This is a genomic window from Sulfurovum sp., assembly GCF_049668085.1.
GTDB lineage: Bacteria > Campylobacterota > Campylobacteria > Campylobacterales > Sulfurovaceae > Sulfurovum.
In genome coordinates this window covers 1-23,175 of record NZ_JBATIY010000103.1, presented here as the reverse complement: position 1 = coordinate 23,175, position 23,175 = coordinate 1, and the positions used below count along the sequence as shown (strand labels likewise).

21 protein-coding genes are annotated in these 23,175 nt (G+C 38.3%); 17 read left to right on the top strand and 4 right to left on the bottom strand.

The genetic code is table 11. The features are described from left to right. Positions 1-2 precede the first annotated feature (2 nt). Together WBM70_RS06990 and WBM70_RS06985 are read left to right on the top strand one after the other, a co-directional pair. Positions 3-473, top strand: coding sequence for a PTS sugar transporter subunit IIA (locus WBM70_RS06990; RefSeq protein ID WP_424557784.1), 471 nt, complete (start codon positions 3-5; stop codon positions 471-473). 245 nt (positions 474-718) lie between these two features. Continuing rightward, the gene (locus WBM70_RS06985; protein ID WP_424557783.1) at positions 719-1,687 is read left to right on the top strand and encodes an NAD(P)-binding domain-containing protein; all 969 of its coding nucleotides are present in this window, start codon (positions 719-721) and stop codon (positions 1,685-1,687) included. On the opposite strand, the gene WBM70_RS06980 is transcribed toward WBM70_RS06985, so the two are convergent. Both WBM70_RS06980 and WBM70_RS06975 read right to left on the bottom strand, forming a co-directional pair. Further along, positions 1,679-3,052, bottom strand: coding sequence for a PTS transporter subunit EIIC (locus WBM70_RS06980; protein ID WP_424557782.1), 1,374 nt, complete (start codon positions 3,050-3,052; stop codon positions 1,679-1,681). The genes WBM70_RS06985 and WBM70_RS06980 overlap by 9 nt on opposite strands. After that, the gene (locus WBM70_RS06975; protein ID WP_424557781.1) at positions 3,045-4,871 is read right to left on the bottom strand and encodes an HPr family phosphocarrier protein; all 1,827 of its coding nucleotides are present in this window, start codon (positions 4,869-4,871) and stop codon (positions 3,045-3,047) included. Before WBM70_RS06975 ends, WBM70_RS06980 begins: the two co-directional genes overlap by 8 nt. Positions 4,872-5,051: 180 nt before the next feature. Between WBM70_RS06975 and WBM70_RS06970 the strand changes: the two genes are divergently transcribed. Then, positions 5,052-6,785 (top strand): ATP-binding protein, encoded by a 1,734-nt coding sequence (locus WBM70_RS06970; RefSeq protein ID WP_424557780.1) that lies wholly within the window; start codon positions 5,052-5,054, stop codon positions 6,783-6,785. A 9-nt stretch (positions 6,786-6,794) separates the two neighbouring features. Here the strand turns inward: WBM70_RS06970 and WBM70_RS06965 are convergent, their stop codons facing one another. Then, on the bottom strand, positions 6,795-7,208 hold the full coding sequence (locus WBM70_RS06965; protein WP_424557779.1) for a rhodanese-like domain-containing protein: 414 nt from the start codon (positions 7,206-7,208) through the stop codon (positions 6,795-6,797). A gap of 285 nt (positions 7,209-7,493) precedes the next feature. Here WBM70_RS06965 and WBM70_RS06960 point away from each other — a divergent pair, with 285 nt between their 5' ends. From WBM70_RS06960 to WBM70_RS06940, 5 genes are read left to right on the top strand one after another with little or no spacing between them, the layout of a single operon-like run. Continuing rightward, positions 7,494-7,883: an NAD(P)H-quinone oxidoreductase subunit 3 gene (locus WBM70_RS06960; protein WP_424557778.1), complete on the top strand. Its 390-nt coding sequence runs from the start codon at positions 7,494-7,496 to the stop codon at positions 7,881-7,883. Continuing rightward, positions 7,865-8,407: a NuoB/complex I 20 kDa subunit family protein gene (locus WBM70_RS06955; RefSeq protein WP_424557777.1), complete on the top strand. Its 543-nt coding sequence runs from the start codon at positions 7,865-7,867 to the stop codon at positions 8,405-8,407. Before WBM70_RS06960 ends, WBM70_RS06955 begins: the two co-directional genes overlap by 19 nt. Next, positions 8,407-9,189 carry an NADH-quinone oxidoreductase subunit C gene (locus tag WBM70_RS06950; RefSeq protein ID WP_424557776.1) on the top strand — a complete coding sequence of 261 codons (783 nt, stop codon included), beginning with the start codon at positions 8,407-8,409 and terminating at the stop codon, positions 9,187-9,189. Before WBM70_RS06955 ends, WBM70_RS06950 begins: the two co-directional genes overlap by 1 nt. 8 nt (positions 9,190-9,197) lie before the next feature. Beyond that, the gene (gene nuoD / locus WBM70_RS06945) at positions 9,198-10,427 is read left to right on the top strand and encodes an NADH dehydrogenase (quinone) subunit D (RefSeq protein WP_424557775.1); all 1,230 of its coding nucleotides are present in this window, start codon (positions 9,198-9,200) and stop codon (positions 10,425-10,427) included. Positions 10,428-10,436: 9 nt separating this feature from the next. After that, positions 10,437-10,745, top strand: a complete 309-nt coding sequence (locus WBM70_RS06940; protein WP_424557774.1) for an NADH-ubiquinone oxidoreductase subunit E family protein — start codon at positions 10,437-10,439, stop codon at positions 10,743-10,745. Between the two features lie 141 nt (positions 10,746-10,886). Here the strand turns inward: WBM70_RS06940 and WBM70_RS06935 are convergent, their stop codons facing one another. Then, positions 10,887-11,903 (bottom strand): NAD(P)-binding domain-containing protein, encoded by a 1,017-nt coding sequence (locus WBM70_RS06935; protein WP_424557773.1) that lies wholly within the window; start codon positions 11,901-11,903, stop codon positions 10,887-10,889. Positions 11,904-12,208: 305 nt separating this feature from the next. On the opposite strand from WBM70_RS06935, the gene WBM70_RS06930 reads away from it, so the two are divergent. From WBM70_RS06930 to nuoN, 9 genes are all read left to right on the top strand, one after another. Further along, positions 12,209-13,552, top strand: coding sequence for a hypothetical protein (locus tag WBM70_RS06930; RefSeq protein ID WP_424557772.1), 1,344 nt, complete (start codon positions 12,209-12,211; stop codon positions 13,550-13,552). Then, positions 13,545-16,025, top strand: coding sequence for an NADH-quinone oxidoreductase subunit G (locus WBM70_RS06925; RefSeq protein WP_424557771.1), 2,481 nt, complete (start codon positions 13,545-13,547; stop codon positions 16,023-16,025). The genes WBM70_RS06930 and WBM70_RS06925 overlap by 8 nt, the downstream gene beginning before the upstream one ends. A 1-nt stretch (position 16,026) precedes the next feature. Continuing rightward, positions 16,027-17,058 (top strand): NADH-quinone oxidoreductase subunit NuoH, encoded by a 1,032-nt coding sequence (nuoH, locus tag WBM70_RS06920; RefSeq protein WP_424557770.1) that lies wholly within the window; start codon positions 16,027-16,029, stop codon positions 17,056-17,058. A 10-nt stretch (positions 17,059-17,068) separates the two neighbouring features. Further along, a complete protein-coding gene (nuoI, locus tag WBM70_RS06915) occupies positions 17,069-17,692 on the top strand; it encodes an NADH-quinone oxidoreductase subunit NuoI (protein ID WP_424557769.1) in 624 nt (207 codons plus the stop codon). A gap of 12 nt (positions 17,693-17,704) precedes the next feature. Then, positions 17,705-18,268 carry an NADH-quinone oxidoreductase subunit J gene (locus WBM70_RS06910; protein ID WP_424557768.1) on the top strand — a complete coding sequence of 188 codons (564 nt, stop codon included), beginning with the start codon at positions 17,705-17,707 and terminating at the stop codon, positions 18,266-18,268. Beyond that, positions 18,265-18,567, top strand: coding sequence for an NADH-quinone oxidoreductase subunit NuoK (nuoK, locus tag WBM70_RS06905; RefSeq protein ID WP_309497275.1), 303 nt, complete (start codon positions 18,265-18,267; stop codon positions 18,565-18,567). Before WBM70_RS06910 ends, nuoK begins: the two co-directional genes overlap by 4 nt. 2 nt (positions 18,568-18,569) lie before the next feature. Then, positions 18,570-20,489 (top strand): NADH-quinone oxidoreductase subunit L, encoded by a 1,920-nt coding sequence (gene nuoL, locus WBM70_RS06900; protein WP_424557767.1) that lies wholly within the window; start codon positions 18,570-18,572, stop codon positions 20,487-20,489. Between the two features lie 9 nt (positions 20,490-20,498). Beyond that, complete coding sequence (locus WBM70_RS06895; protein WP_424557766.1) at positions 20,499-22,025, top strand: NADH-quinone oxidoreductase subunit M; 1,527 nt, start codon at positions 20,499-20,501, stop codon at positions 22,023-22,025. Beyond that, on the top strand, positions 22,025-23,175 hold a 1,151-nt coding region (nuoN, locus tag WBM70_RS06890; protein ID WP_424557765.1), incomplete at its 3' end, for an NADH-quinone oxidoreductase subunit NuoN. The genes WBM70_RS06895 and nuoN, both read left to right, overlap by 1 nt.

Here is a 23,175-nt window from a genome sequence, read left to right as displayed (position 1 = left end):
AGATGTTTGGATTTTTAAAACGTAAAGTAAGAGAGATATACTCACCTGCAGATGGTCAGGTGGTCGCACTTGAGAGTGTGGATGACGAAGTGTTTTCTCAAAAACTTGTGGGTGATGGTGTAGCACTCATCCCTATGTCAGATGTGTTTACTGCACCTATAGAGGGTACAGTGACAAAAATATTTTCTACGAACCATGCATACAGTATCAAGAGCCCAAAGGATTTAGAGGTGATGGTACACATTGGGTTAGAGACTGTGGCCCTTGAAGGAAAAGGTTTCGAAAGACTTGTAAATGAGGGTGATGAGGTCAAAGCGGGAGATCCCATCATTCGTGTTGACCTGGCATATATCCGTGAACATGCCAAAGATATTATCACGCCTGTGATCATCTCCGAGGGAAGTGATGTAAAAAGTATTGAAAAGCGATTAAGTATCGTAAAAACCCAAGATATGATTATGGAGGTTAACTAATGCCACAACACTACGAAATATCACACTATCTTATCTATGGTTTGGTACTGGTTGTATTCGTTATTGTACTTAAGATGCCAAAGAAAGATAAAGATCAAAAAAAAGATGAGAAAAAATAACTCTATTAAAAATACTAGCGAACAATCAAGTAGCATAACGGTTATCAACGCTTAAAAATCTTCTGCTTGTTTACTTCCCTCTTGTGCTATAATGAAAAAACCATTTCTAGAGAGGGGGGTATCAGTATGGAAAATCAATATGATCTTATTATCGTTGGTGGTGGGCCTGGCGGTATTGCTTCGGCTGTAGAGGCTTCGTTATTTGGCATGAAGAAGATACTGCTTATCGAAAAGGGCGAGAACCACTCACAAACTATCAGACAGTACTATAAAGATGCCAAAAGAGTAGACAGAAACTGGCAGGGCCAGACTATAGAGTTTGAAGGGAATGTTGAGTTCTTCGATGGGACCAAAGAGAGTACACTGCAGCACTTTGAATCACTGCTTGACCATGATGGGATCGATGCACTTTTTGAGTGTGAAGTGGATAGGGTCCTCAAAGAGGAAGAAGGGGGCTTCTCTATTTTGACCCCTCAAGGCACTTATTTTGCCCAAAATGTCATTGTAGCTATAGGAAAGATGGGAAAACCCAATAAACCAGACTACAAGATCCCTCCAACCATCAAAAAGGTGGTTAACTTTAACCCTTATAATGCCCATGGTCAGGAGAAGATACTGGTCGTAGGCGGCGGTGACTCAGCGGTAGAGTATGCATCTGAACTGAGCAATCTAAATGATGTGACACTCTCCTATCGTAAAGAGAGCTTTAGCAGAGTGAATGATATAAATAAAGAGACGATAGAACGCTACGATCAAGAAGAGAAATTACGTGTAAGATACAGTACGGATATAGAATCTATAGAGAATGAAGAGGGAAGGGTCAAGGTTAATTATACCAATGGCTATCATACTGTTTATGACAGGGTCATCTACGCACTTGGCGGTACGACACCGATAGATTTTTTCATAAACTCAGGCATAGAAGTGGATGAACACGATCTACCTGTAACAAACGAGAGCTATGAGACAAGTGTCAAAGGACTCTATGTCGCAGGAGATATCATTTATAAGAGTGGTGGTTCTATCGCCAAGGCGGTCAATCACGCCTATCATATTCTTAAGGATATCACTGGAAAGGATGGAGGTTTAGTCTAAAGCCTCTTTGATAGACTCTGCCACACCTTCAGCTCTTGTTCCCAAAACAATTTGAATAGACTTTTTGTCTGGTCGAATCACACCTTTAGCACCAAGAGCTATGAATGTTTCGTCTAAGAGGATACTGCTGTCATTGACTGACATACGGAGTCTTGTGATGCATGCATCGGTATGAGTGATATTTTCCATGCCTCCCAAAGCTTCTATAAATGCCAGGGCTTCATCATTTTTACTCACGGCTTTGTCAGTATTGGTCTCATCAAATATTTTGAGTTTAAAGAGTTTGATCGTGTAATAACTGGCAACAAAATAAATGAAAGCGAATACTGCACCTAATGGAAGTATGAGTAAAGGGTTTGTTGCAAGTTTATAATTGATCATATAATCTATAAAACCTGCTGAAAAGCCAAAACCTGCATGAATATCCAACATCTGAGCGATAGCAAGGGCTAGTCCGGTTAGTATGGCATGCAAAACAAAAAGCAGCGGTGCTACAAATAAAAAGAGAAATTCCAATGGTTCTGTAATACCTGTGAGAAAAGAGGTAAATGCAACACCTGCTAAAATGGCACCTACTTTTTTACGAGAGCTTTTTGGTGTATTTAAGTAGATAGCAAAGGCCATTGCAGGTAGACCGAACATCATCACCACATAAAAACCTGACATGTAGATACCTGCTGATTTATCACCGGCAAAGAAACGATGCAGATCGCCATTGGCAACGACTTCTACACCATCTTTCATATGTGTGTATTCTCCTAGTTGGAACCAAAACACGGAGTTAAGTATATGGTGCAGTCCCAAGGGGATAAGCAGTCGGTTAAGTGTACCATAGATGAATGTACCTATCTCATTTAACCCAATAATGGCATTTGAAAATGCATCGATACCGCTTTGTGCAAAGTGCCAAAAATATCCAGCAATGACACCAACTCCTATGGCTGAGACCGCTGTAATAATAGGCACAAAACGTTTTCCTCCAAAAAAGCCTAAAAACTCAGGGAGTTTAATGGCATGATAGCGATTATAGAGTGTACCTGCGAGTACACCGATGATGATACCTACAAACACACCCATGTTGACATCTTTGTCAATGCTTAAGTAAACGGCTTTGGCAATGAGCACGCCAATCGCCCCTGAAAGTGCTGCTGCACCATCATTGTTTTTAGCCAATCCATAGGCGATACCTATACCGAAAAGAAGATCAAGATGAGAGAAGACAGCATCTCCAGCACTCTTCATAATAAGGGCTATTTGACCGTCAAATATATCTCCAAAACCTAGACGAAGTAGCAGTGCCGCAACAGGGAGCACTGCAATAGGTGTCATCAGTGCTTTACCGATTCTTTGTAATAAATTAAGCATATCGTATTGTTTCCTTTGTTTGAGCAATGCTTTTAGGTGAAACGCTGAGAGTTTCGATACCCAAGTGCAAAAGTTTTGCTATAGCCGCTTTATTTGCAGCCAATTCACCACAGATACTTACAGGTTTCGTTGTTTTCTGAAGGATACTTTCAATGGCAGAAAAGACTGCAGGTGAGAGTTCATTCGTTTTAAGTGAAGGATGTGTTCTCTCTATGGCAAAAAGGTATTGAGTAAGGTCATTGGTACCTATAGAATAAAAATCTACTACATCATTAAATGATTCCAGCAAGAAGAGTACAGATGGTACTTCTATCATAATGCCAAAGAGAAGATTTGAAATATCAAGTTGATATTTTTGAGCTACTTTTTGGGCAAAGGATTTTGTCTGAATAAACTCTTCTACACTACTTACCATGGGGAACATGATCTTTATTGGCTTGTTACCAGCCGCCAGGAACATAGCATACAATTGCTCTTCTAAGAGTTCTGGATGCGTATGGAATAGACGTACGCCACGTATCCCTAAAAAAGGATTGCTTTCTTGAGGTATTTGTATATAAGGCAGGGCTTTGTCTCCACCTACATCAAGTGTTCTTACAGTGATATCGTCAAAAGTGTCAAAGATCTCTTTGTATGCTTTTTGTTGTTCTTCCAGGGAAGGCTTTACGGATTTAAATAAAAATTCAGAACGTAAAAGACCTATACCTTCAGCACCTTCTTCTTTAGCAATTTTTGCACTGTGTATATCTGCAACATTGGCAAAGACGTTAATCTGTTTGCCTTTTTGCGTGCTTGCAGGTTTAAAACGTTTACTTGCATTGAGTGATTTTTGTGCATCGTCTTTTTTCAAACGTTCCGTTGCTTTTTGTAGATCATCAGCAGTTGGAGATTGAACGAGCACTCCAGCATGGGTATCAAGTATGGCAGTCTCATTCTCGATGATACGTTCAGTATCTGCAATAAGAGAACAGATACCGGCAGCACGAAGCAAGATAGCAGTATGAGAGTTAATGGAAGTCTCTTTTAGGATCACCCCTGCAACTTTTGTCTGATGCAGATGTTCGATCTCACTAGGAAGCAGATCTGTACATAGGAGGATAAAAGGGGTGTCAGGGAAAATGACTTTTATTTCTAATCCCAAATGTTTTTTCACACGTTGGAGTATGTCTAGATAATCACTTCTTTTAGAGTCAAATTGTGTGCCTAAAATTTTTTTGGATTCTTCTTCAACTTGTGTTTCAAGTTCTGCCAAGGTTTGACAGTTGACCCCTAGGGAAGAGAGAAGTTCTTTTTGTGCAAGGTAGATACCAGCATTTTCATCTTCTTTGTTATCGCTATAAAGTGTTTCTAACTCCTTTATACTTTTAGAGAGCGCATCTTTAAATCCCATCTCACTTTTATGCTGTTTCTCTTCGGCACGATAGGTAAATGTCGGAGCCATAGCAATGCCTTTAGAGATGATCTCACCTTCAATCACAGAACCTTCATAGTGATAATCGGTTTTTTCTATCTTTTGGATCTCTTTATCGTCATGCATCAGTGTTTCAAAAAGCAGATGAAGTTCTTTAAGTGCTTCCTCTGCTTTTTTCCCTTGGGTAATGAGTGTAAAAGTATCCCCTTTTTCTAAGGAGAGTGAAAGTAATGTATTGACACTTTTAGTGTCGACCGTTTTGCCATCAAAAGTAGCAGTGACTTGGCAGGAAAAAGATTTGGCTAAAGAGGAAAATTGTGCAACGGGTCTAAGGTGAAATCCATTGCTTGAAGTGATAGTGAGTTGTGCTGAAAGAGGTTTATAAAAAAGATTATTAAATAGACCCATTTCTTATTTTATTTCGCTCACATATTGAATATATTGGCCATAAAGCCAAGATTCACTTTCTATGGTAGCATATGCGAAAACTACAGGCATCTATTTTCCTTTTTTACTAGCTAATATATTACTCAAAGTATAGCAAATATTTGTTATACTCAAATTATTATCAACTATTAGGAACACTTATTGAAACACCTTATTGACTTTATTGAAACAAAAGATGTAACCAAAACATCTATTTTTGAGCATTTAAAATGTACCAAAGAAGAAGCCTCTTTGGTACAGTATGTGTGTAAACGTTATGTGGCCGGGCTGGAAGAGGTCTCTGTGTTGGAGATATTGCAAGACAATTTTTCCTCAGAGGGATATAAGTATTTGGAAAAACTTGGATTGGTTAAAAATCTTTTGGATCTAGGCTGGATGATACAAGTGAGTTTTGGACAGGTCAAAGCGCATGAGACATCCAAATTAGAACTTTTAAGTACGTCTGTGACACCAAGTATCTCCTTACTGCGTCTTCTTGAAGAGGGATCATTGGAGATATTTCTTCCTGAGGTCAAACCCTATACTGATCATCTGGAATATCTTCAAGACCAGTTTGACATGGTCTCACTTTTACATAAAATATCTACATTTAAACAAGGTTTTGCAGATAACTCATTGAGTATAGGACGTCTCAAAAATAAATTGACACTTCTTACCAAGCGGATAGAAGAACGTGTAAAAATGACAGAAACACCCATCGTTGTGGAGGAGTTCTTTAAAGAAAAAGAACTTGATGAAAAAGAAAAACGTATCTTTTTAGCCTTATTAAAAGAAGAATATAGTGGGGGAGAAGGGCTATTTAGAGATATGAACACCCTGATAGAACTTATCAGCTTTGATGAGTATGAAAAGATCAAAAACCGTGCTTTGCTTGAAGATGGAGCAAGGCTTATCAATGATGATATTATTGATTATGAGGAGATACTTAATATGTTTGGTGGCGTAAGCCGTTCTTTTTATCTGCAAGAAGAGGTCATGCAGCGCATTATACACCCTAAGAAAAGTAAGAAGGTAACAAAGCTAAAGTTGGATGCATTGGTACAAGAACAGGAGCTTTTTGAGTATTTAAAACCTACAACGACCTTGGATGATGTAGTACTGCATCCTAAAACAAGAGAGACCTTGCAAAATGTTGTGAAGCAGGTTGACAAAGAGGTATTTAAAAAACTCAGAGAATGGGGGATCAAAGACAAACGTAAAGGTATTGATGCACGTATCATTTTTTATGGCGCTGCGGGGACAGGTAAAACGATGACTGCGATGAGTTTGGCTAAAACCCTCAAACGTCCCATACTCTCATTTGACTGTTCCAAGATCCTATCTATGTATGTAGGGGAGAGTGAAAAGAATGTACGTAAGATATTTGATGACTTTAAGGAGTTAAGTAAAAAGGCAAAAGTAGACCCCATCTTACTATTGAACGAAGCAGATCAGTTCTTAAGTGCAAGAAGTGAAGGGACAGGAAGTTCTGCTGATAAAATGCATAACCAAATGCAAAATATTTTTCTTGAACAGATAGAGAACTTTGAAGGTGTGCTTATAGCGACAACCAATTTACTTGGTAATATAGATAAAGCTTTTTCAAGACGATTCAATTATAAGATCGAGTTTAAAAAACCAGGGAAGAAACAACGTCTAAGACTGTGGCAGTTCATGCTTCCTGAGAATGCAGATTATGAAGAGGGGTTTGATATAGACGAATTGGCTAAACACGAGCTCACAGGGGGACAGATCAATCTTATAATCAAAAATACAGCTTATAAAGTAGCTGTACGGGAAGAGAGTGTATTTGGAAATCAAGACTTTCTTGAAGAGATAGAGAAGGAGCTTGGCTCCAGTTTTGAAGGCGTGAAGAGTATGGGCTTTAAGGTTTAAGTAAAAAGATCATTTAACCAGTTCGGCTTTTGCACCTATTAACTGAATGATCCCGCCTTTGACATTGAGTGGTGTAAAGCCATTTTCTTCTAAAATACGGGATGCTGAAACACTTCTGTTCCCAACTCTACAGTAGACGATGATCTTTTTATTTTTATCCTGCTTGAGCATACCCAGATTCTCACTGAGTGCCTGTACAGGAATAAGCGTAGCGTCCCTAAGGTGTCCACTTTTATACTCTTGTATCGTTCTTACATCAAGCAAGGTTACATTATCATCATTTTCAAGTAAATATATGGCTTGTTTAGCATCAATGGATTCAAAGTTTGCAAGTATCCATCCTTTTGAGTAGGCAAACCAAAAAACCAAACCGGCCATCGCTATCCAATAGAGTACATTGGTATACTTTTTGAGAAAATCCAATTTATCATTCCTTATAGTTATAATAATTTTATTTGATATTGTATCGGCATTTTCTTTGTATCTTAGTAGTTACATCTAGTTACATCCTAAAAACTAATCACATAAAGAACTAAGTACCCAAAATATTTTAACTATCTTTTAGCTAGTATAAAAGTAATATTCTGACGATTTTCTGCACTGAATATATAAGTGAAGACTTGAGCCCAAAGGCGAAGGTAAGTGCGAGAAACTTGAAAATGAGCTTTGCTTGTTTTTAGAGAGAATTATGAAAATAAAGGGATTAAAATGACTCATGTAATTACAGAACATCCATATTTTGGTGTATTTGTTTTATTCGCATTGACAGCCGTGGCGTTTCCAGCAACGCTATGGGCTGCACGTTTTGTAAGTAGAAAACTTGCACGGCTTGATACTGAAAAGCTTAAACTGACTATCTATGAGTGTGGACCAGAGGTAACAAAACAGCCAAACACGATCTCAGTACAGTTTTATTTGATCGCACTTCTGTTTATCTTGTTTGATGTAGAAATTATCTTTATGTTCCCTTGGGCGATCGATTTTAAACTGCTTGGTTGGTTTGGTTTCGTGGAGATGTTACTATTTATTTTATTACTTACGATTGGTTTCGTATATGCATGGAAAAAAGGAGCACTTGAATGGCACAACATCAAGTAAATTATGCCAGTTCTGCTGGCTTACCGATAGCATTGACTTCGGTAGACAAACTCGTAAACTGGGGACGTTCAAACTCACTCTGGCCACTTACGTATGGACTCGCATGCTGTGCGATCGAAATGATGGCATCGGGAGCATCACGTTACGACTTCGATAGAATGGGAACGATCTTTAGAGCTTCTCCAAGACAAGCAGACGTGATGATCTTGGCAGGAACACTTTCGAAAAAGCACTCTGAATTTGCTAGAAGACTGTATGATCAGATGACAGAACCAAAATGGGTGATCTCTATGGGTTCATGTGCAAACACTGGAGGTATGTTCAACACATATGCGACGGTACAAGGTGTTGACCGTATCATCCCTGTAGATATCTATCTGCCTGGGTGTGCTCCACGTCCTGAAACACTTCAGTATGCACTGATGATGCTTCAAAAGAAAATTCGTAGAGAGTCTGCAGATATGAAGAAAAATACAAAGCAAGACTTAACGACACAAAGTGGTAAAAGAGCGAGGTTAATCTAATGAGAAAATATGTACCAAAAGACAACGTTCAAGGGAAAGCTTACTATACTGATAGATTTTGGGTTGCTCCGCGTGTACCAAGAAGTGAAGTAGAAGATGAGCACTTTGCAGCAGTAGTAACTGCATTAGGAGATTTGGCTAAAGAGTCATATGTAGAGATCGGACAGTTGGTTGTGCATATCGATGCAACAGAAAATTTTACTGTACTTAAAACGCTCAAAGAGAAGTGTGGTTATACACAATGCTCTGAGCAATCTGCAGTAGATTATTTGGCAAAAGACGGAGAATTTGAACTTTTTTATCAGCTTCTAAATGTAAATGAAGCCAAAAGAGTAAGAGTGGTATGTCGTATTAAAGAGGGTGAAGCTATCGAGAGTGTCCAGCCTCTTTTCAGATCTGCAAACTTTGCAGAACGTGAAATGTTCGATATGTTCGGTATTAAAGTAAACAACCATCCATTCCTTAAGCGTATCATTATGCCTGATGACTGGGAAGGACATCCTTTACTTAAAACATATCCTTTACATGGGGATGAATTTGCCTCATGGTATGAAGTAGATAAGATCTTTGGTAAAGAGTATAGAGATATCATCGGACCAGAGAACAGAGACCCGGGTAAGGTGGATAGACACGATACTAAACGTTTTGCAAGAATAGGATATGAAGTACCATTCGGTGCAGATATCTCTGAAGGTGAAACAGAGCAAGCAGTTGAATATAGTGAAACATTCTTGGTTGACTATAACAAAAAAGCGTCTAAACAATTAGACGAGAGAAGATAGGGGAGACGATGCAAGTATCTAACAAATTAACGCCATTTTTTGAAAACCTCAATTTTGAGCGTGATGACAATACCATGGTTATAAACTTTGGTCCTCAACACCCCTCTGCGCATGGTCAATTAAGACTTGTACTTGAGTTGGATGGTGAGCAAGTTGTAAAAGCCTATCCGGATATCGGTTACCTTCACAGAGGTATCGAAAAAATGGCTGAGAACATGACATATAATGAGTTTTTGCCTACAACAGACAGACTTGACTATATTGCATCAACTTCAAACAATTATGCGTATGCTTTGTCGGTAGAGAAACTTCTTGGTATAGAAGCACCAAGACGTGCACAGGTTATTAGAACAATGCTACTTGAGCTGAACCGTGTTATTTCACACCTCTTCTTTGTTGCGACACATGCTTTGGATGTCGGTGCAATGTCAGTATTCCTTTATGCGTTCCGTGAACGTGAGTTTGCCATGGATCTAATGGAAGATTATTGTGGAGCAAGATTGACTCACTCTGCAGTACGTATCGGTGGTGTACCCCTTGATCTGCCTGCAGGTTGGTTAGAAAATGCCGCTGCATTCTGTGATAAAGTGGATCATGAAGTAGAGCATACCTATGGGGCATTGCTAAATGAAAACCGTATCTGGAAAATGCGTCTTGAGGATGTAGGGGTTATCTCTGCTGAAGATGCTCTCTCTTGGGGGTGTACAGGTCCTATGCTTAGAGGTTCTGGTGTACAGTATGACATTAGAAAAGAAGAGCCGTATGAACTTTACTCGGAGCTTGACTTTGATATTCCTGTGAGTGAAAGATGTGACTCTTATGGTCGTTTTAGACTTTACATGGAAGAGATGAAACAGTCAACTCGTATCATCAGACAACTCATTCCAATGTATGCAGAGACTGAGCCTCAATTGATGGCACATGCACCACAGTATATCTCAGCGCCAAAAGAAGAGATCATGACACAAAACTATGCATTGATGCAGCATTTTGTACTGGTGACGCAAGGTATGAGGCCACCAAAAGGTGAAGTTTACGTACCAACTGAATCACCAAAAGGTGAACTTGGATTCTATATCAAGTCAGAGGGTGAGCCATATGCTTACAGACTGAAGTGTAGAGCACCGAGTTTCTTCCATACTGGACTCCTTCAAGAGATCTTAGTAGGGACATATATAGCAGACGTCGTTACGATCATTGGTACAACCAATATCGTATTCGGTGAAGTTGACAGATAAGGATACCCCATGAAAAGATATGATTTAAGACACTTAAAAGACGATTTTTATGACAGAATGGTTGAGCTTATCGATCAAGGACTTAAAGTAGATGAAGTAGGTATTTTCATGTTTGAAGTAGGTGATTTCTCTTCTATTCAAAAATCTGCAGATGTGATCAAAGAGACAGGACATGAACTGATGAATTCACTTAAGTTCAATGAGGTTGATTGGACTGTTGTAGTTAAAAAAGCAAGTGATGAGGATGCCAAAGCACGTAAAGAGGCACTAGCAGCTTCTAAGCAAGAGGCTGAAGAATCAGCTTCAGAAGAAGCGTAAAAGCTTCCTATCTTTCTTCTGTGGACCAAGTAGTATACTTGTGTCTGCAAATGCCCATATTTAATTATCTAGTATTTATATTTTTTTTGTTAAGAATGTGGTAAAGCATACCATGCTCAAAAAGAGCATGGTAATGAAGAATTATTTTAAGTTTTTAGCGATATTTTTTACAGCATCACTTGCATGGTTGAATGCAAGTGCAATACTACCTTGATCAGTTACAACGTCACCGATAGTATAAAGACCTTCAACATTTGTTTCAAATGTAGCTTCGTTGTATACAGGAACATCCCACTCACCGGTTTTAACACCAGAGTTCACAAGGATATCTTTTGGCGTTGTTCCACCAAGTGCATAAACAGCTCTGTCATATTCACCAGTTGAACCGTCAGTAAAGTTTACTTTGATCGCTCTTTCTGTACCTGGTTCAACACTCTCTACATCAACACCCATCTTATTGATCATTTTGCCATTATCAAGATATTTCGTACATGATTCAGTATTGATCGGATTCATACGAGTAATATCAGGTTTACGGTAGTTGAGTGTAACAACACAATCTTCCATTCCTTCCAGTTCAATCAAACCGTATGCGTACTCACCAGCAGTGTCACCACCACCGACTACCATTACGTGCTCACCATTTTGCACTTTAGAAAGGTTGAAGTTTAGAACTTCTTTGAGCTCTCTAGGGAATTTATATCTTGGCTTGTTTGGTTTACCCATTCTACCGACAGAAAGGATTACATTTCTAGCTTTCACACTTTCAACAGATTCAGAAATACCATCTGTTGCGAAAACGATTGAGAAAAGACCATCTTCACCTTTTTCAACTCTTACGATCTCGTGGTTATATTCAAATGTGTCAAGTACACCAGCATTTTCTAGTTTTTTATCCATTTGATCGATATACTCTTCTTTAGAACACTCGTCAAATCTTACATTTCCAGTAAAGTTGAACTCGATTCCCATCCAGTCTTTATCTACTCTTTTACCTTTTTTGTAAAATTTGTGAATCATATCATTGTGATGAGGTGCTTTGTCAATAACAAGAATATTTTCAATGCCTGCCAGTTTTGCCTCAATAGCAGATGCCATACCGCCAGGTCCTGCTCCAACAATTGCGATATCTACAATTTTTCCGTCTTCATGAATCATGTTTTTCCTTTTATAAATCGAATTTTGAGATTATAGCATGGATCATTCCAAAAGCATCTATATCAAGTTATGACTTTCATAAGTATCGATTTGTTGTGAATTTAGGTAACATAAAAACCGCTTATAAGGAGGATAAGGGTACGAAAACTATCTATGTGAATAGTAAGTGATACATTTTAACACAAAACTTTGTTTTTTAATTACTTTTCTAATACAATCATCAAATGCATTTTATAGGGGATATAATATACAGTATTGTCTAAGGTTATATATAATGGTAAGAATCAGTACAAGGAAGAGATGATATGGGGCAGAATAATGAGAATCAAAAAGAGAATTTTGAAGGTGTTGATAGTATAGTTTTTTCAGCTGATATTACAAATGAAGAAGCACAGATTTTACAATTACTGAAAGAAAAAAAGAACAAGCGGTTGATATGTCCTGAAACAAAGGGTTATCAGGATTTTTTAAAAATGTATGGCAGAAGTAGCGGATATCACATCTATAAAGGTGATTTAGATACCTTGGCAAGCTCAGATATAGTGATATCTTTTGGCGTATGGTTTCAGGATGAAAGTGCAGGGGCTGTAACATCAATTCGTAAAATACTGGACGAAAAAAAGCCAAAATTTGTCTATATGCATCCTATAGAAGATGCAACACTTCAAAGCCGTATAACACAATTTATAAAATATGAAGTAGGAAGTGAAGAGGGTGTAGCAGCATTATTGGCATATACCTTATTGGGAGAGAAAGCGCTTCCCAAAAATATAAAAGATATGTTAGAAGAGTTTGATATAGGTTACCTCAGTGCAGAGAGTAATGTAGGCGAAGAAGAACTTGAATCTATGTATGAAACGATAGATGAAAAAACGACAGTATCGTTGATCATAGGCAGTGATCTATATACTCATCCAAAAGCAGGACAGATAGCAAAGTTAATAGCGTTGTTAGAAAGATATGCAGGTGTGAATGTTGTGTGTGTGCCTCCTGCACAAAATGCCCTGGGAGTTGCATTGATCTGTGACCTTGACGATGTGGTTCAAGGTCAAAGTATTGTCTATAATAGTTGCAAAGAAGGTACTTATGTCAATGGAGATAAGTGTGTATATATGAAGCATGACAAGCAACCTTCGGATATAAATGGCTTAAATAGCATTGCCAATGCTTTAGGATTACATGGGCAGAATCTTATGGACTATAGCAATCAATTGCCAAAAGATCAAGGCTTTAAAATACTTGGTGATGGGCTAAAGAAGCATTGTATCTATAAACTGGCACCACAAGAGAGAAAAAAAGAGTTTGCACTGGATGAAATAGATGATTTGCCTGTGTATGATGGTGCACTTATTTATACTTACAAAGTTGAAAAACCGACAGTAGAAGAGAAGCAGATTTCGAGTGAATTATTTGGTTCTAATCAGTTTGCAATGGCTACAAAATTGCAAGATGGGGAGTTGATTTCATTTGAAGTTGGGGGAGATAAATTCAAACGTGTGTTTAAGATTGATACACATATGAAAGGAGTCATTGCTTTAAATCCTGTTTTTGACATAAAATTAAGTGCAGATTTGCTATCCTCTTACAGATTTAGCAGACTAGCTTTTGAAAAAATAAATAATCAAAAAATAGGAAACAACGATGAGTGAAGTACAAACAGTAGATAATATGGTCTCAATTTCAATTGATGGCGTCGAGTACAAAGCAAAAGAAGGTGAATATATCCTCAATGCTGCACGTGCTAACGAGGTGTTTATCCCCGCAATATGTTACCTTACAAGATGTTCGCCGACACTGGCATGTCGTATTTGCTTGGTAGAGGCAGATGGTAAGCAGGTATATGCATGTAACGCCAAAGTGAAAGAGGGTATGGAAGTCACTACTGAGACACCAAATATTCTTGAAGAGCGTAGAGCTATTATGGAAGTCTATGATGTGAATCACCCACTTCAGTGTGGTGTATGTGATAAGAGTGGAGAGTGTGAGTTACAGAATTATACACTTGAACTAGGCGTAGATTCACAATCGTACATGATTCCAGATACTAAAAGAGAGACAACAAATTGGTCTTCAGTATTGCACTATGATCCAGGCCTTTGTATCGTATGTGAACGTTGTACCACTGTCTGTAAAGACATGATAGGTGATGCAGCGATCACCACAGTTAAAAGAGGTGGTGCAGAGCTTGACAAAGGCTATAAAGACACCATGCCAAAAGATGCATACTCTATGTGGAACAAACTTCAGAAGTCTGTGATTGCTCCGAGTAATGGTACAGCATTCACAAATTGTTCAGATTGTGGTGAATGTCTTGCAGTATGTCCTGTTGGTGCATTGGTAAGTCGTGACTTCGTCTACCAGTCAAATGCTTGGGATTTAAGAAGAATACCTGCTGTTGCAGCACACTCAAGTGATGGTGCACAAATTTATTACGAAGTAAAACCAACATCGATTGCTGACAGATCTGAAAAGATCTATCGTATAACGAATGAATGGAACTTTGTATCATTAGACGGTTCAGCGCGTTTTGCCTATGACTTTGAAAACAGAAATGTAGTTAAAGATGAAGCAGCATTCAATGCAGCACTTGAAGCCTTTAAAAAAGCAGATACAGTTCGTTTTAATGCAATGATCACGAATGAAGAAGCGATGATGCTTCAAACCCTGAAAGAAAAAATGGGACTTAAACTCTATAACCCAGAGGTAAGAGCATTTCAAAAATTCTTAGGTCACTATACAGCAGCATCTGGTTCATCTTTATACTCAACAGATACAGATGCGATCATGAAAAAGAGTGATTTTGTTATTTCAGTAGGGGCAGCACTTAGAAATGATTCTCCTGCAATGAAGTATGCATTCAACAATGTTCAAAAACTGAATAAAGGTGCAGGACTTTACTTCCACCCGGTAGGAGATACACTGATCCCTACATTTGGTAAGACAGTTGAGTCATTTATTCACAAAGCAGGTCTTGAAGAAGCAGCGCTCTATCTTGTTTTAGATCTATTTGCAGATAAAGAGAAACTTCCTTCGGATGTAAAAGAGTATATTGAAAGCTTCAAAAGTACTGAGACCAGAACGGTTAAAGAACAAGTGATGAAGACGGTCAAAGAGATGGTTGTCAATGAAGAGACAGGAGAAGAGGAAGAAGTATCTAAAAAAGTAAAAGAGACTGTAGAAAAAGAGATCACGGTTACTATTAACGGTTTGGTGAACTTACTCGGTGGAGACTCTGAGAAATTTGATGATGCATTTGAAAAAATGATGAAGAAAAAAGAGGCTTTCTCAATGATGGTCGGTGAAGACCTTTACTTCCATGAAAAAGCAGAAAACCTGGCTAAACTGGTAGCGCTTGTCGAAGCAACGTGTAACATTGATATTGTGATGACACCACCAAAGTCAAATGCACTGGGTGTTGCATTGATCTGTGAGCTTGATGATGAATGTTCTGGATACACAGTAGGGTATAACGAAAACGGTGACTTTAGACTCTCTGGATTGGGTGATGGTGACTTAGATATGCCTGCAATGAACCAGCAAGAAGGTACATTGACATCAATAGCAAAAAGGGTACTTCCAACCAATGCTGCTTTAGAGTATGAGGGATATGAGCTTAACGATATCATGAAAGCACTTGTAGGTGCTCCAGAAGAGACGATTGATTGGACACAGATGCTTCCAGTAGCAAAAGGTTTCCAAGCAGTAGAGTTTGATGCTTTACCAAATGCATTTACAAACAATGGTATAGATAATCGTGGATATAGACTTGATGTGACAGTCCAAGAGGTAGAATTACCAACAGTTGAGAAATTTGACGAAAGTACAGTACTTGATGGTGAGATCGCATATAGATGTAACCCTGCTAGACAATTTAACGACTTTACAGATAAGTCTCACGAGATATTTGAAGCATTTGCACTTTATGCAAGTCCAGCAAAAGCAGAGAGTCTAGGCGAAAAAGCAGAAGTAGTATTTGAAAACGGAACGATTACTTTAGATGTAGTTGCGGATGAAAAGATCCAAGGCGATATTGTAAAAGTACCAGATTTTAAATCTGCAAAAGATGTATATGGCCTTTTTGGAGAGTCTAGATATCAAAAAGTAACATTGAGAAAGGTGTAATATGGAAACAACACTCGTAGAAAACTTACCAGAAGTCACTGCTTTAGGTGTTATCATTAAAGCCATCATTATTTTGGCGGTGATTTCAGCGGTTGCAGGTTTTGGTACATTTATAGAAAGAAAGGTACTTGCATTTATGCAAAGACGTCTTGGACCTATGCACGTAGGACCCTATGGTTTACTTCAGATAGCAGCAGATGGAATTAAACTCTTCACTAAAGAAGATATCGTTCCACAAAATGCCAATAAGCTCATCTTTATGATCGCACCTACTATTACAGCGGCAACTGCATTTATCGCATTGTCTGCAGTACCTGTTTTCCCAGACTTTACTGTGCCTGAATTTATCCCTTTACTTGGAGGTACATTTGTACCTTCTATTGCATCAGATATCAATATCGGCGTATTATTCGTACTTGGTATGATGGCAGCTGGTATTTACGGTCCACTGCTTGCTGGTATGTCTCAGGCGAATAAATGGGGTATCATTGGTTCAGCAAGAACAGCTATACAGTTCCTATCATTTGAGGTCATCACTGGATTTTCTCTTATCGCACCGATAATGATTGTTGGTTCTATGTCATTTGTTGATTTTAATAACTTTCAAGCTGAAGAAGGTGTTTGGTTGATGTTCTATCAACCAGTTGCATTTGTACTATTCCTCATCGCAGGATTTGCAGAGACAAACAGAACACCGTTTGACCTTCTTGAGCATGAAGCAGAGATTGTCTCAGGATTTGCAACGGAATACTCAGGTATGAGATGGGGTATGTTCTTTATTGGTGAATATGCAAACATGATTACAGTTTCTATTATAGCAGCAGTTGTATTTATGGGTGGGTATGATGCAGAAAGCAGTATTGGATGGTTAACAATCATTTTGAAGGTTGGATTCTTTTTCTTCCTTATGTTATGGGTAAGAGCGGCATGGCCACATGTGAGACCGGATCAGTTGATGTGGCTCTGTTGGAAAGTCTTAATGCCAATAGCGATGATTAACATTCTTGTAACAGCAATTTACGTGATGCTTTAAGGGAGTAGGTATGAGTTTAGAACAATTTAAAAATAGAAATGTAGGGACGCAGAGCTATGTCAAACTTGACGTAGGTACAAGTCCGAAAACAAATGGTGAAAAGTTTAAGCAGGTTGTTAAAAGAACATTTAACGGTGAGCTTTTTGTAGGTCTTGGTGTAGTTATGAAAGCAATGCTTAAAGCATTGTTCGCAAATGATATGCATACTGTAAAATATCCATTTGAAAAGATGCCTATCTCTCCTAGATATAGAGCGATCCATGACATGCTTAGACTCCTTGAGTCGGGTAACTATAGATGTATTGGATGTGGACTTTGTGAGAAGATCTGTATCTCTAACTGTATCTCTATGGATACAAGATATGATGAAGAACAACGTAAAGAAGTAAGTGAATATACGATTAACTTCGGTCGTTGTATTTTCTGTGGTTACTGTGCGGAAGTATGTCCGGAACTTGCTATTGTACATGGTCCAAGATATGAAAATGCATCGGAGCAGAGAGCAGGGTTCTCACTCTTTGAAGATATGCTAACACCAATCGACAAACTCAACTTACAGCAAGAGTATGATGGATTTGGTGCGGTATCTCCAAATGCTGATGAAAACATTAAAAAAACGCCACTAGCGTATTAGGGGGAAGTATAAATGTATGAACTAGTAGCCTTTTACCTATTTTCGGCTTTAACAATAGGACTATTTTCAATCACAGTCATGAGTAAGAATGTACTCTATGCAATGACATCATTGGCATCAGCGATGGTACTTATCTCTGGGTTCTTCTTCCTTTTAGGAGCAGAGTTTCTTGGTGTAGTACAATTGATCGTATATGTAGGGGCGGTGATAGCACTCTACTCATTTGCAATGATGTTCTTTGATGCCACAAGAGATATTAAAGAGAAAAATACAAACAATGGTTTGGTGTTTTTACTTGGTGGATTGTCAGCATTGGTACTTGTACTTATGTTTTCTGCACCGATCTTTTCTGAGAATATACAAGCACTTTACCCGATGAATGAAGGTGTAGGAAATGCACAAGATGTCGGTATGGTACTCTTTACAAAGTACCTTGTACCATTTGAAGTAGCAGCATTAATGTTACTTGTAGCGATGATCGCAGGGATCATACTAGCAGGTAAGAAAATGGATCAAAGTCTCACTGAAGATATGGATGCAGATGATGAAATTATGATAGTAAAGGATGAAAAATGATAGGTCTTTCTCACTACCTGATCGTATCAGCGATTATATTCTCAATTGGATTGGTCGGTGTACTTAGAAGAAGAAACCTTTTAATGCTTTTCTTCGCAACAGAGGTAATGCTTAATGCAGTAAATATTGCATTTGCAGCTATTTCACATTATTATAATGATTTAACAGGTCAAATGTTTGCGTTCTTTATCATTGCTATTGCAGCGAGTGAAGTGGCAGTTGGGCTTGGTATTTTGATCGTATTGTATAAAAAACATGGAAGTCTTGATCTTGACGACCTAGCAAGTATGAGAGGATAATAATGGAAAATTTAGTATATATAGCACTTTTTGCACCATTTGCAGGGTCTCTCTTTGCAGCTTTATTTGGAATGACTGAAAGAAAGATATTTGTTGGTATTGTTGGTTCATCACTTATTGGTCTTTCTTTTGTTGCTTCAGCAATATTGGCATACAACCTTTACACAACAGGTACAGTTGTACATGTGACAATGATGGATTGGATCAATGCCGGAGATCTTAATATCCCATTTGGTTTTGTTATTGATCAGATCTCTGTAACCATGATGGTGGTAGTTACTTTGGTTTCTACCGTAGTACATATTTATGCGATCGGTTATATGGATCATGATAAGAGTTTTAACAGATTCTTCTCGTATCTTTCAGCTTTTGTATTCTCTATGATGATACTTGTAATGTCAGATAACTTTGCTGGTCTATTTATAGGTTGGGAAGGTGTTGGTGTTTGTTCATGGTTACTTGTTGGATTTTGGTACCATAAGCCAGATCAGACAAGAGAAGAAAACCCTTCAATTTCTCCATCATGGGCAGCGAATGAAGCATTTATTATGAACCGTATCGCTGACCTTGGTATGTTGGTCGGTATCTTTATTCTTTACTGGAATACAGGTTCTCTTCAGTATGATGAAGTATTTGCTCAACTCCCTTATCTTGGTGAAACTGTTTTAGTAACAGCGGCTATCGCACTCTTTATAGGTGCAATGGGTAAATCAGCTCAGTTCCCGCTTCACACATGGCTAACAGATGCAATGGAAGGTCCTACACCGGTTTCTGCATTGATCCACGCGGCAACGATGGTAACAGCAGGGGTATTCCTGGTCATTAGATCTAATCCACTCTATAGTATGGATGAGGTTGCGGGCGTAAGTTTCTTCATTGCCTGTCTTGGTACATTTGTTGCATTCTACGCGGCATCAATGGCATTGGTTGAACGTGATCTAAAAAGAATTATTGCATACTCTACACTTTCACAGTTAGGGTATATGTTTGCAGCAGCAGGTCTTGGTGCTTACTGGATCGCACTTTTCCACCTTGCAGCGCATGCATTCTTTAAAGCACTTCTCTTCCTTGGAGGGGGTAACGTAATGCACGCTATGCATGATGAACTTGACCTCTTTAAGATGGGTGACTTAAGAAAGAAGATGAGAGGTACATGGATCTATATGACCATTGCTTCAATTGCACTTGCCGGGCTACCGCCACTTGCAGGGTTCTGGTCAAAAGATGCGATCATTGAGACTGCATTTAATGAACATACATATATCTTATGGGGTATGTTGGTCATCACTGCCGGTATGACAGCATTCTATTCATTTAGACAGGTATTCTTGTCATTCCATGGTGAAGACCGTCACACAGCATTAGGATTCCATCCACATGAAATGTACAAATTTGTACTTGTAGCGATGTCTCCTCTTGCAGTACTTGCGATTATCACAGGTTGGTTTATGGGACAATACAAAGCATTTATCTATCAGATAGGTGAGACTGTTCAGTATGAAATGTCTGATCACACACATCACATTGCGATCTATTTAGGTCTCCTTGTTATCTTTTTTGCAGTATCTGGTATTGCTTATGCATACTATAAATATGCTAGAACAGGTGAAAATGCTTGGAAAAGAAGTGAAAAAGTTGAAAATGGTTTCTTCTATAAATTACTTATCAATCAATATTATGTACCAAAATTCTATGAAGAATTCATCACTAAACCATATATGATGATCTCTGAGAAGTTCTGGACACAGGTAGATCTAAAAATAGTAGATGCAACGGTAGACAATATTGCGAAGTTCCTTTATGGTACTGGTGATAAAACAAGAAATATGCAAACAGGTAACCTTTCAAACTATCTAAACTGGATGGCTGTAGGTGCGGTACTGTTATTGGTTATTGCTGCAATTTCAGCGATGATAGGTTAAGGGGTAAAAATGGAAAATATTTTAAGTATATTGGTCTTCTTCCCGGCAGTTGCAGGATTGCTAGGATTTGTAGTAGATAAAGAGAGTGCAAGAGCCTATGGTATTACTGTAGCTACAATTGAATTCTTACTTTCTATATGGTTATGGTTTAGTTTTGATACGTCAAACGCAGGTATGCAGTTTGTAGAGATGATTCCCCTGATCCCTGATATGGGAATCTCATATTACCTTGGTGTTGATGGTATATCATTGTTCATTATTCTCATGACAACATTGATGACACTTATTGGTATGGCAAGTATGGGTGAAACAAAAAATATTAAAAATATGATTGTGACACTTCTTTTCCTAGAGATGACAATGGTAGGTGTATTTGTTGCACTTGATGCTATTCTCTTTTATGTATTCTGGGAACTTTCACTTGTACCAATGCTTTATATCGTTGGTGCATGGGGTGGTCCACTTAGAATTTATGCATCTATTAAGTTCTTCTTGTATACATTTACAGGATCACTTATTATGCTTGTTGGTATGTTATTTGTTGCATACATTTACCATAACCTTACTGGTGTATGGAGCTTTGCAATTACTGATTGGTATGCATTGGTATTACCTGTTAATTATCAATTATGGTTGTTTGCAGCGTTCTTTATTGGTTTTGCCATTAAAGTACCAATGTTCCCGTTCCATACATGGATTCCATATGCGCATGGTCAAGCACCAACTATCGGTTCGGTCATTCTTGCAGCAGTACTTCTTAAAATGGGTACATACGGATTTGTAAGATTTTCACTTCCAATGTTCCCAGATGCATCAGTCTTATCGATTACACCAATTGCAGTGTTATCACTTATTATGATTATCTATACAGCAATGATCGCATACGCCCAAAAAGATGTGAAACAAGTGATCGCTTACTCTTCAGTATCACATATGGGTATTATCATGCTTGGTCTTTTTGCAATGAATGCAGAAGGTCTTTCAGGTTCAGTATTCCAAATGTTGTCTCACGGTATCGTTTCGGGTGCACTGTTTATGTTGGTTGGTATGATCTATGAGAGAAGACATACAAAACTTATGTCTGAATTTGGAGGTATCGCATCTGTGATGCCTAAATTTGCTGTTATTTTCGGGATCATGTTGATGGCATCGGTCGGATTACCACTTACCATCGGTTTTGTTGGTGAATTCCTTGTGCTCCTTGGTTTCTATCAAGTATCTCCAATAATGACTATTTTGGCTGGTACATCTATTATCTTAGGTGCAGTCTATATGCTAAGAGTCATGAAGCGTACTTTCTTTGGTCCATTGAATAATGAAGAGAACAAAAAACTCAAAGATCTAAATAGCAGAGAAACATGGTCACTTATTCCATTGGTTGCGATTGTAATTTGGTTAGGTGTATATACTAAACCGGTACTTGAGACAATAGATAACTCTGTAAAAGCATTGTTAAGCTTTATGGATGAAAAAGCGATCACGCAAGAGGCAAAAGATATGATAATAGTTGCAAAATCAAGTAAGGAGGTGAAGTAATGTTAGAGCCTATTAATGTGAGTTTAGAGAGTCTAAACCTTATTACACTTGCACCTATGCTTGTTGCAATAGTAGGTGGTTTGATTATTTTGATCATTGATCTTTTAAATAGAACTTTACATAAATCACTTTATGTCATGCTGACTATTCTGGTACTGTTCATTGATTTTGGTACGGTTCTAGGATTGAATGTAAATGAACGTGGTTTCTTTGATGTAATACTGATAGATGGTATCTCGATCATTTCTCAATTACTGATCATTGCTGGTTCAATGATCTTTATACCTTTGGCCTTGACCTCGAAAAGATTCCATGAGTATTCATATCCTGAATTCTTTGCACTTTTCTTGTTCATGATCTCAGGTTTCCAGTTCATGGTAGCATCTGATAACTTGATCCTCATTTTTGTAGGACTTGAGACAGCATCATTGTCGCTCTATACACTGATCGCACTGCACAACAGATCTAACTCATATGAGGCAGCAGTGAAGTACTTTACTATGGGTGCACTTGCTGCAGCATTCTTTGCAATGGGTTCAGCAGTAGTTTATGCATTGACAGGTTCCGTGGAGCTTTATAAAGTAGCTGAAGTACTTTCTTCACGTTTACATGAAACAGAATTGATGATAGCGATCTTTGGTTCATCAGTACTTCTATTGGTATCATTTGCATTTAAGATCTCACTCTTCCCGTTCCATACATGGGCACCGGATGTATATGAAGGTGCATCAGCAGCTCTTGCGGGTTATATGTCAGTGGTTCCAAAAGTGGCTGCATTTGTAGTAAGTATTAGAATCTTCGGTATGTATATTGACCTAGGTATTGAGTGGGTGAGATGGACGATCCTCCTTTTAGCGATACTTACGATGACACTTGCAAATATTATGGCATTGGTACAAAATGATGTGAAACGTATGCTTGCATATTCATCTATCTCTCATGCAGGTTTCATTATGGCTGCATTAGCGCTAGATACAACAGAGGGTAATACAGCTATATTCCTATACTATGCACTCTTTATGTTCACAAATCTTGGAGCGTTTGCAATGTTATGGATCTCACGTCATAAAGAGAGAAGATTTGATAAGCGTTATGATCACCCTTATGAGAAATTTGCGGGGCTTATTCAGATCATGCCAATGGGTGCTGT

Bases quoted from the DNA above. Each gene is read 5' to 3' on its own strand.
- WBM70_RS06990 (WP_424557784.1), top strand. From the start codon at position 3: ATGTTTGGATTTTTAAAACGTAAAGTAAGAGAGATATACTCACCTGCA.
- WBM70_RS06985 (WP_424557783.1), top strand. From the start codon at position 719: ATGGAAAATCAATATGATCTTATTATCGTTGGTGGTGGGCCTGGCGGT.
- WBM70_RS06980 (WP_424557782.1), bottom strand. From the start codon at position 3,052: ATGCTTAATTTATTACAAAGAATCGGTAAAGCACTGATGACACCTATT.
- WBM70_RS06975 (WP_424557781.1), bottom strand. From the start codon at position 4,871: ATGGGTCTATTTAATAATCTTTTTTATAAACCTCTTTCAGCACAACTC.
- WBM70_RS06960 (WP_424557778.1), top strand. From the start codon at position 7,494: ATGACTCATGTAATTACAGAACATCCATATTTTGGTGTATTTGTTTTA.
- WBM70_RS06955 (WP_424557777.1), top strand. From the start codon at position 7,865: ATGGCACAACATCAAGTAAATTATGCCAGTTCTGCTGGCTTACCGATA.
- WBM70_RS06950 (WP_424557776.1), top strand. From the start codon at position 8,407: ATGAGAAAATATGTACCAAAAGACAACGTTCAAGGGAAAGCTTACTAT.
- nuoD (WP_424557775.1), top strand. From the start codon at position 9,198: ATGCAAGTATCTAACAAATTAACGCCATTTTTTGAAAACCTCAATTTT.
- WBM70_RS06940 (WP_424557774.1), top strand. From the start codon at position 10,437: ATGAAAAGATATGATTTAAGACACTTAAAAGACGATTTTTATGACAGA.
- WBM70_RS06935 (WP_424557773.1), bottom strand. From the start codon at position 11,903: ATGATTCATGAAGACGGAAAAATTGTAGATATCGCAATTGTTGGAGCA.
- WBM70_RS06930 (WP_424557772.1), top strand. From the start codon at position 12,209: ATGGGGCAGAATAATGAGAATCAAAAAGAGAATTTTGAAGGTGTTGAT.
- WBM70_RS06925 (WP_424557771.1), top strand. From the start codon at position 13,545: ATGAGTGAAGTACAAACAGTAGATAATATGGTCTCAATTTCAATTGAT.
- nuoH (WP_424557770.1), top strand. From the start codon at position 16,027: ATGGAAACAACACTCGTAGAAAACTTACCAGAAGTCACTGCTTTAGGT.
- nuoI (WP_424557769.1), top strand. From the start codon at position 17,069: ATGAGTTTAGAACAATTTAAAAATAGAAATGTAGGGACGCAGAGCTAT.
- WBM70_RS06910 (WP_424557768.1), top strand. From the start codon at position 17,705: ATGTATGAACTAGTAGCCTTTTACCTATTTTCGGCTTTAACAATAGGA.
- nuoK (WP_309497275.1), top strand. From the start codon at position 18,265: ATGATAGGTCTTTCTCACTACCTGATCGTATCAGCGATTATATTCTCA.
- nuoL (WP_424557767.1), top strand. From the start codon at position 18,570: ATGGAAAATTTAGTATATATAGCACTTTTTGCACCATTTGCAGGGTCT.
- WBM70_RS06895 (WP_424557766.1), top strand. From the start codon at position 20,499: ATGGAAAATATTTTAAGTATATTGGTCTTCTTCCCGGCAGTTGCAGGA.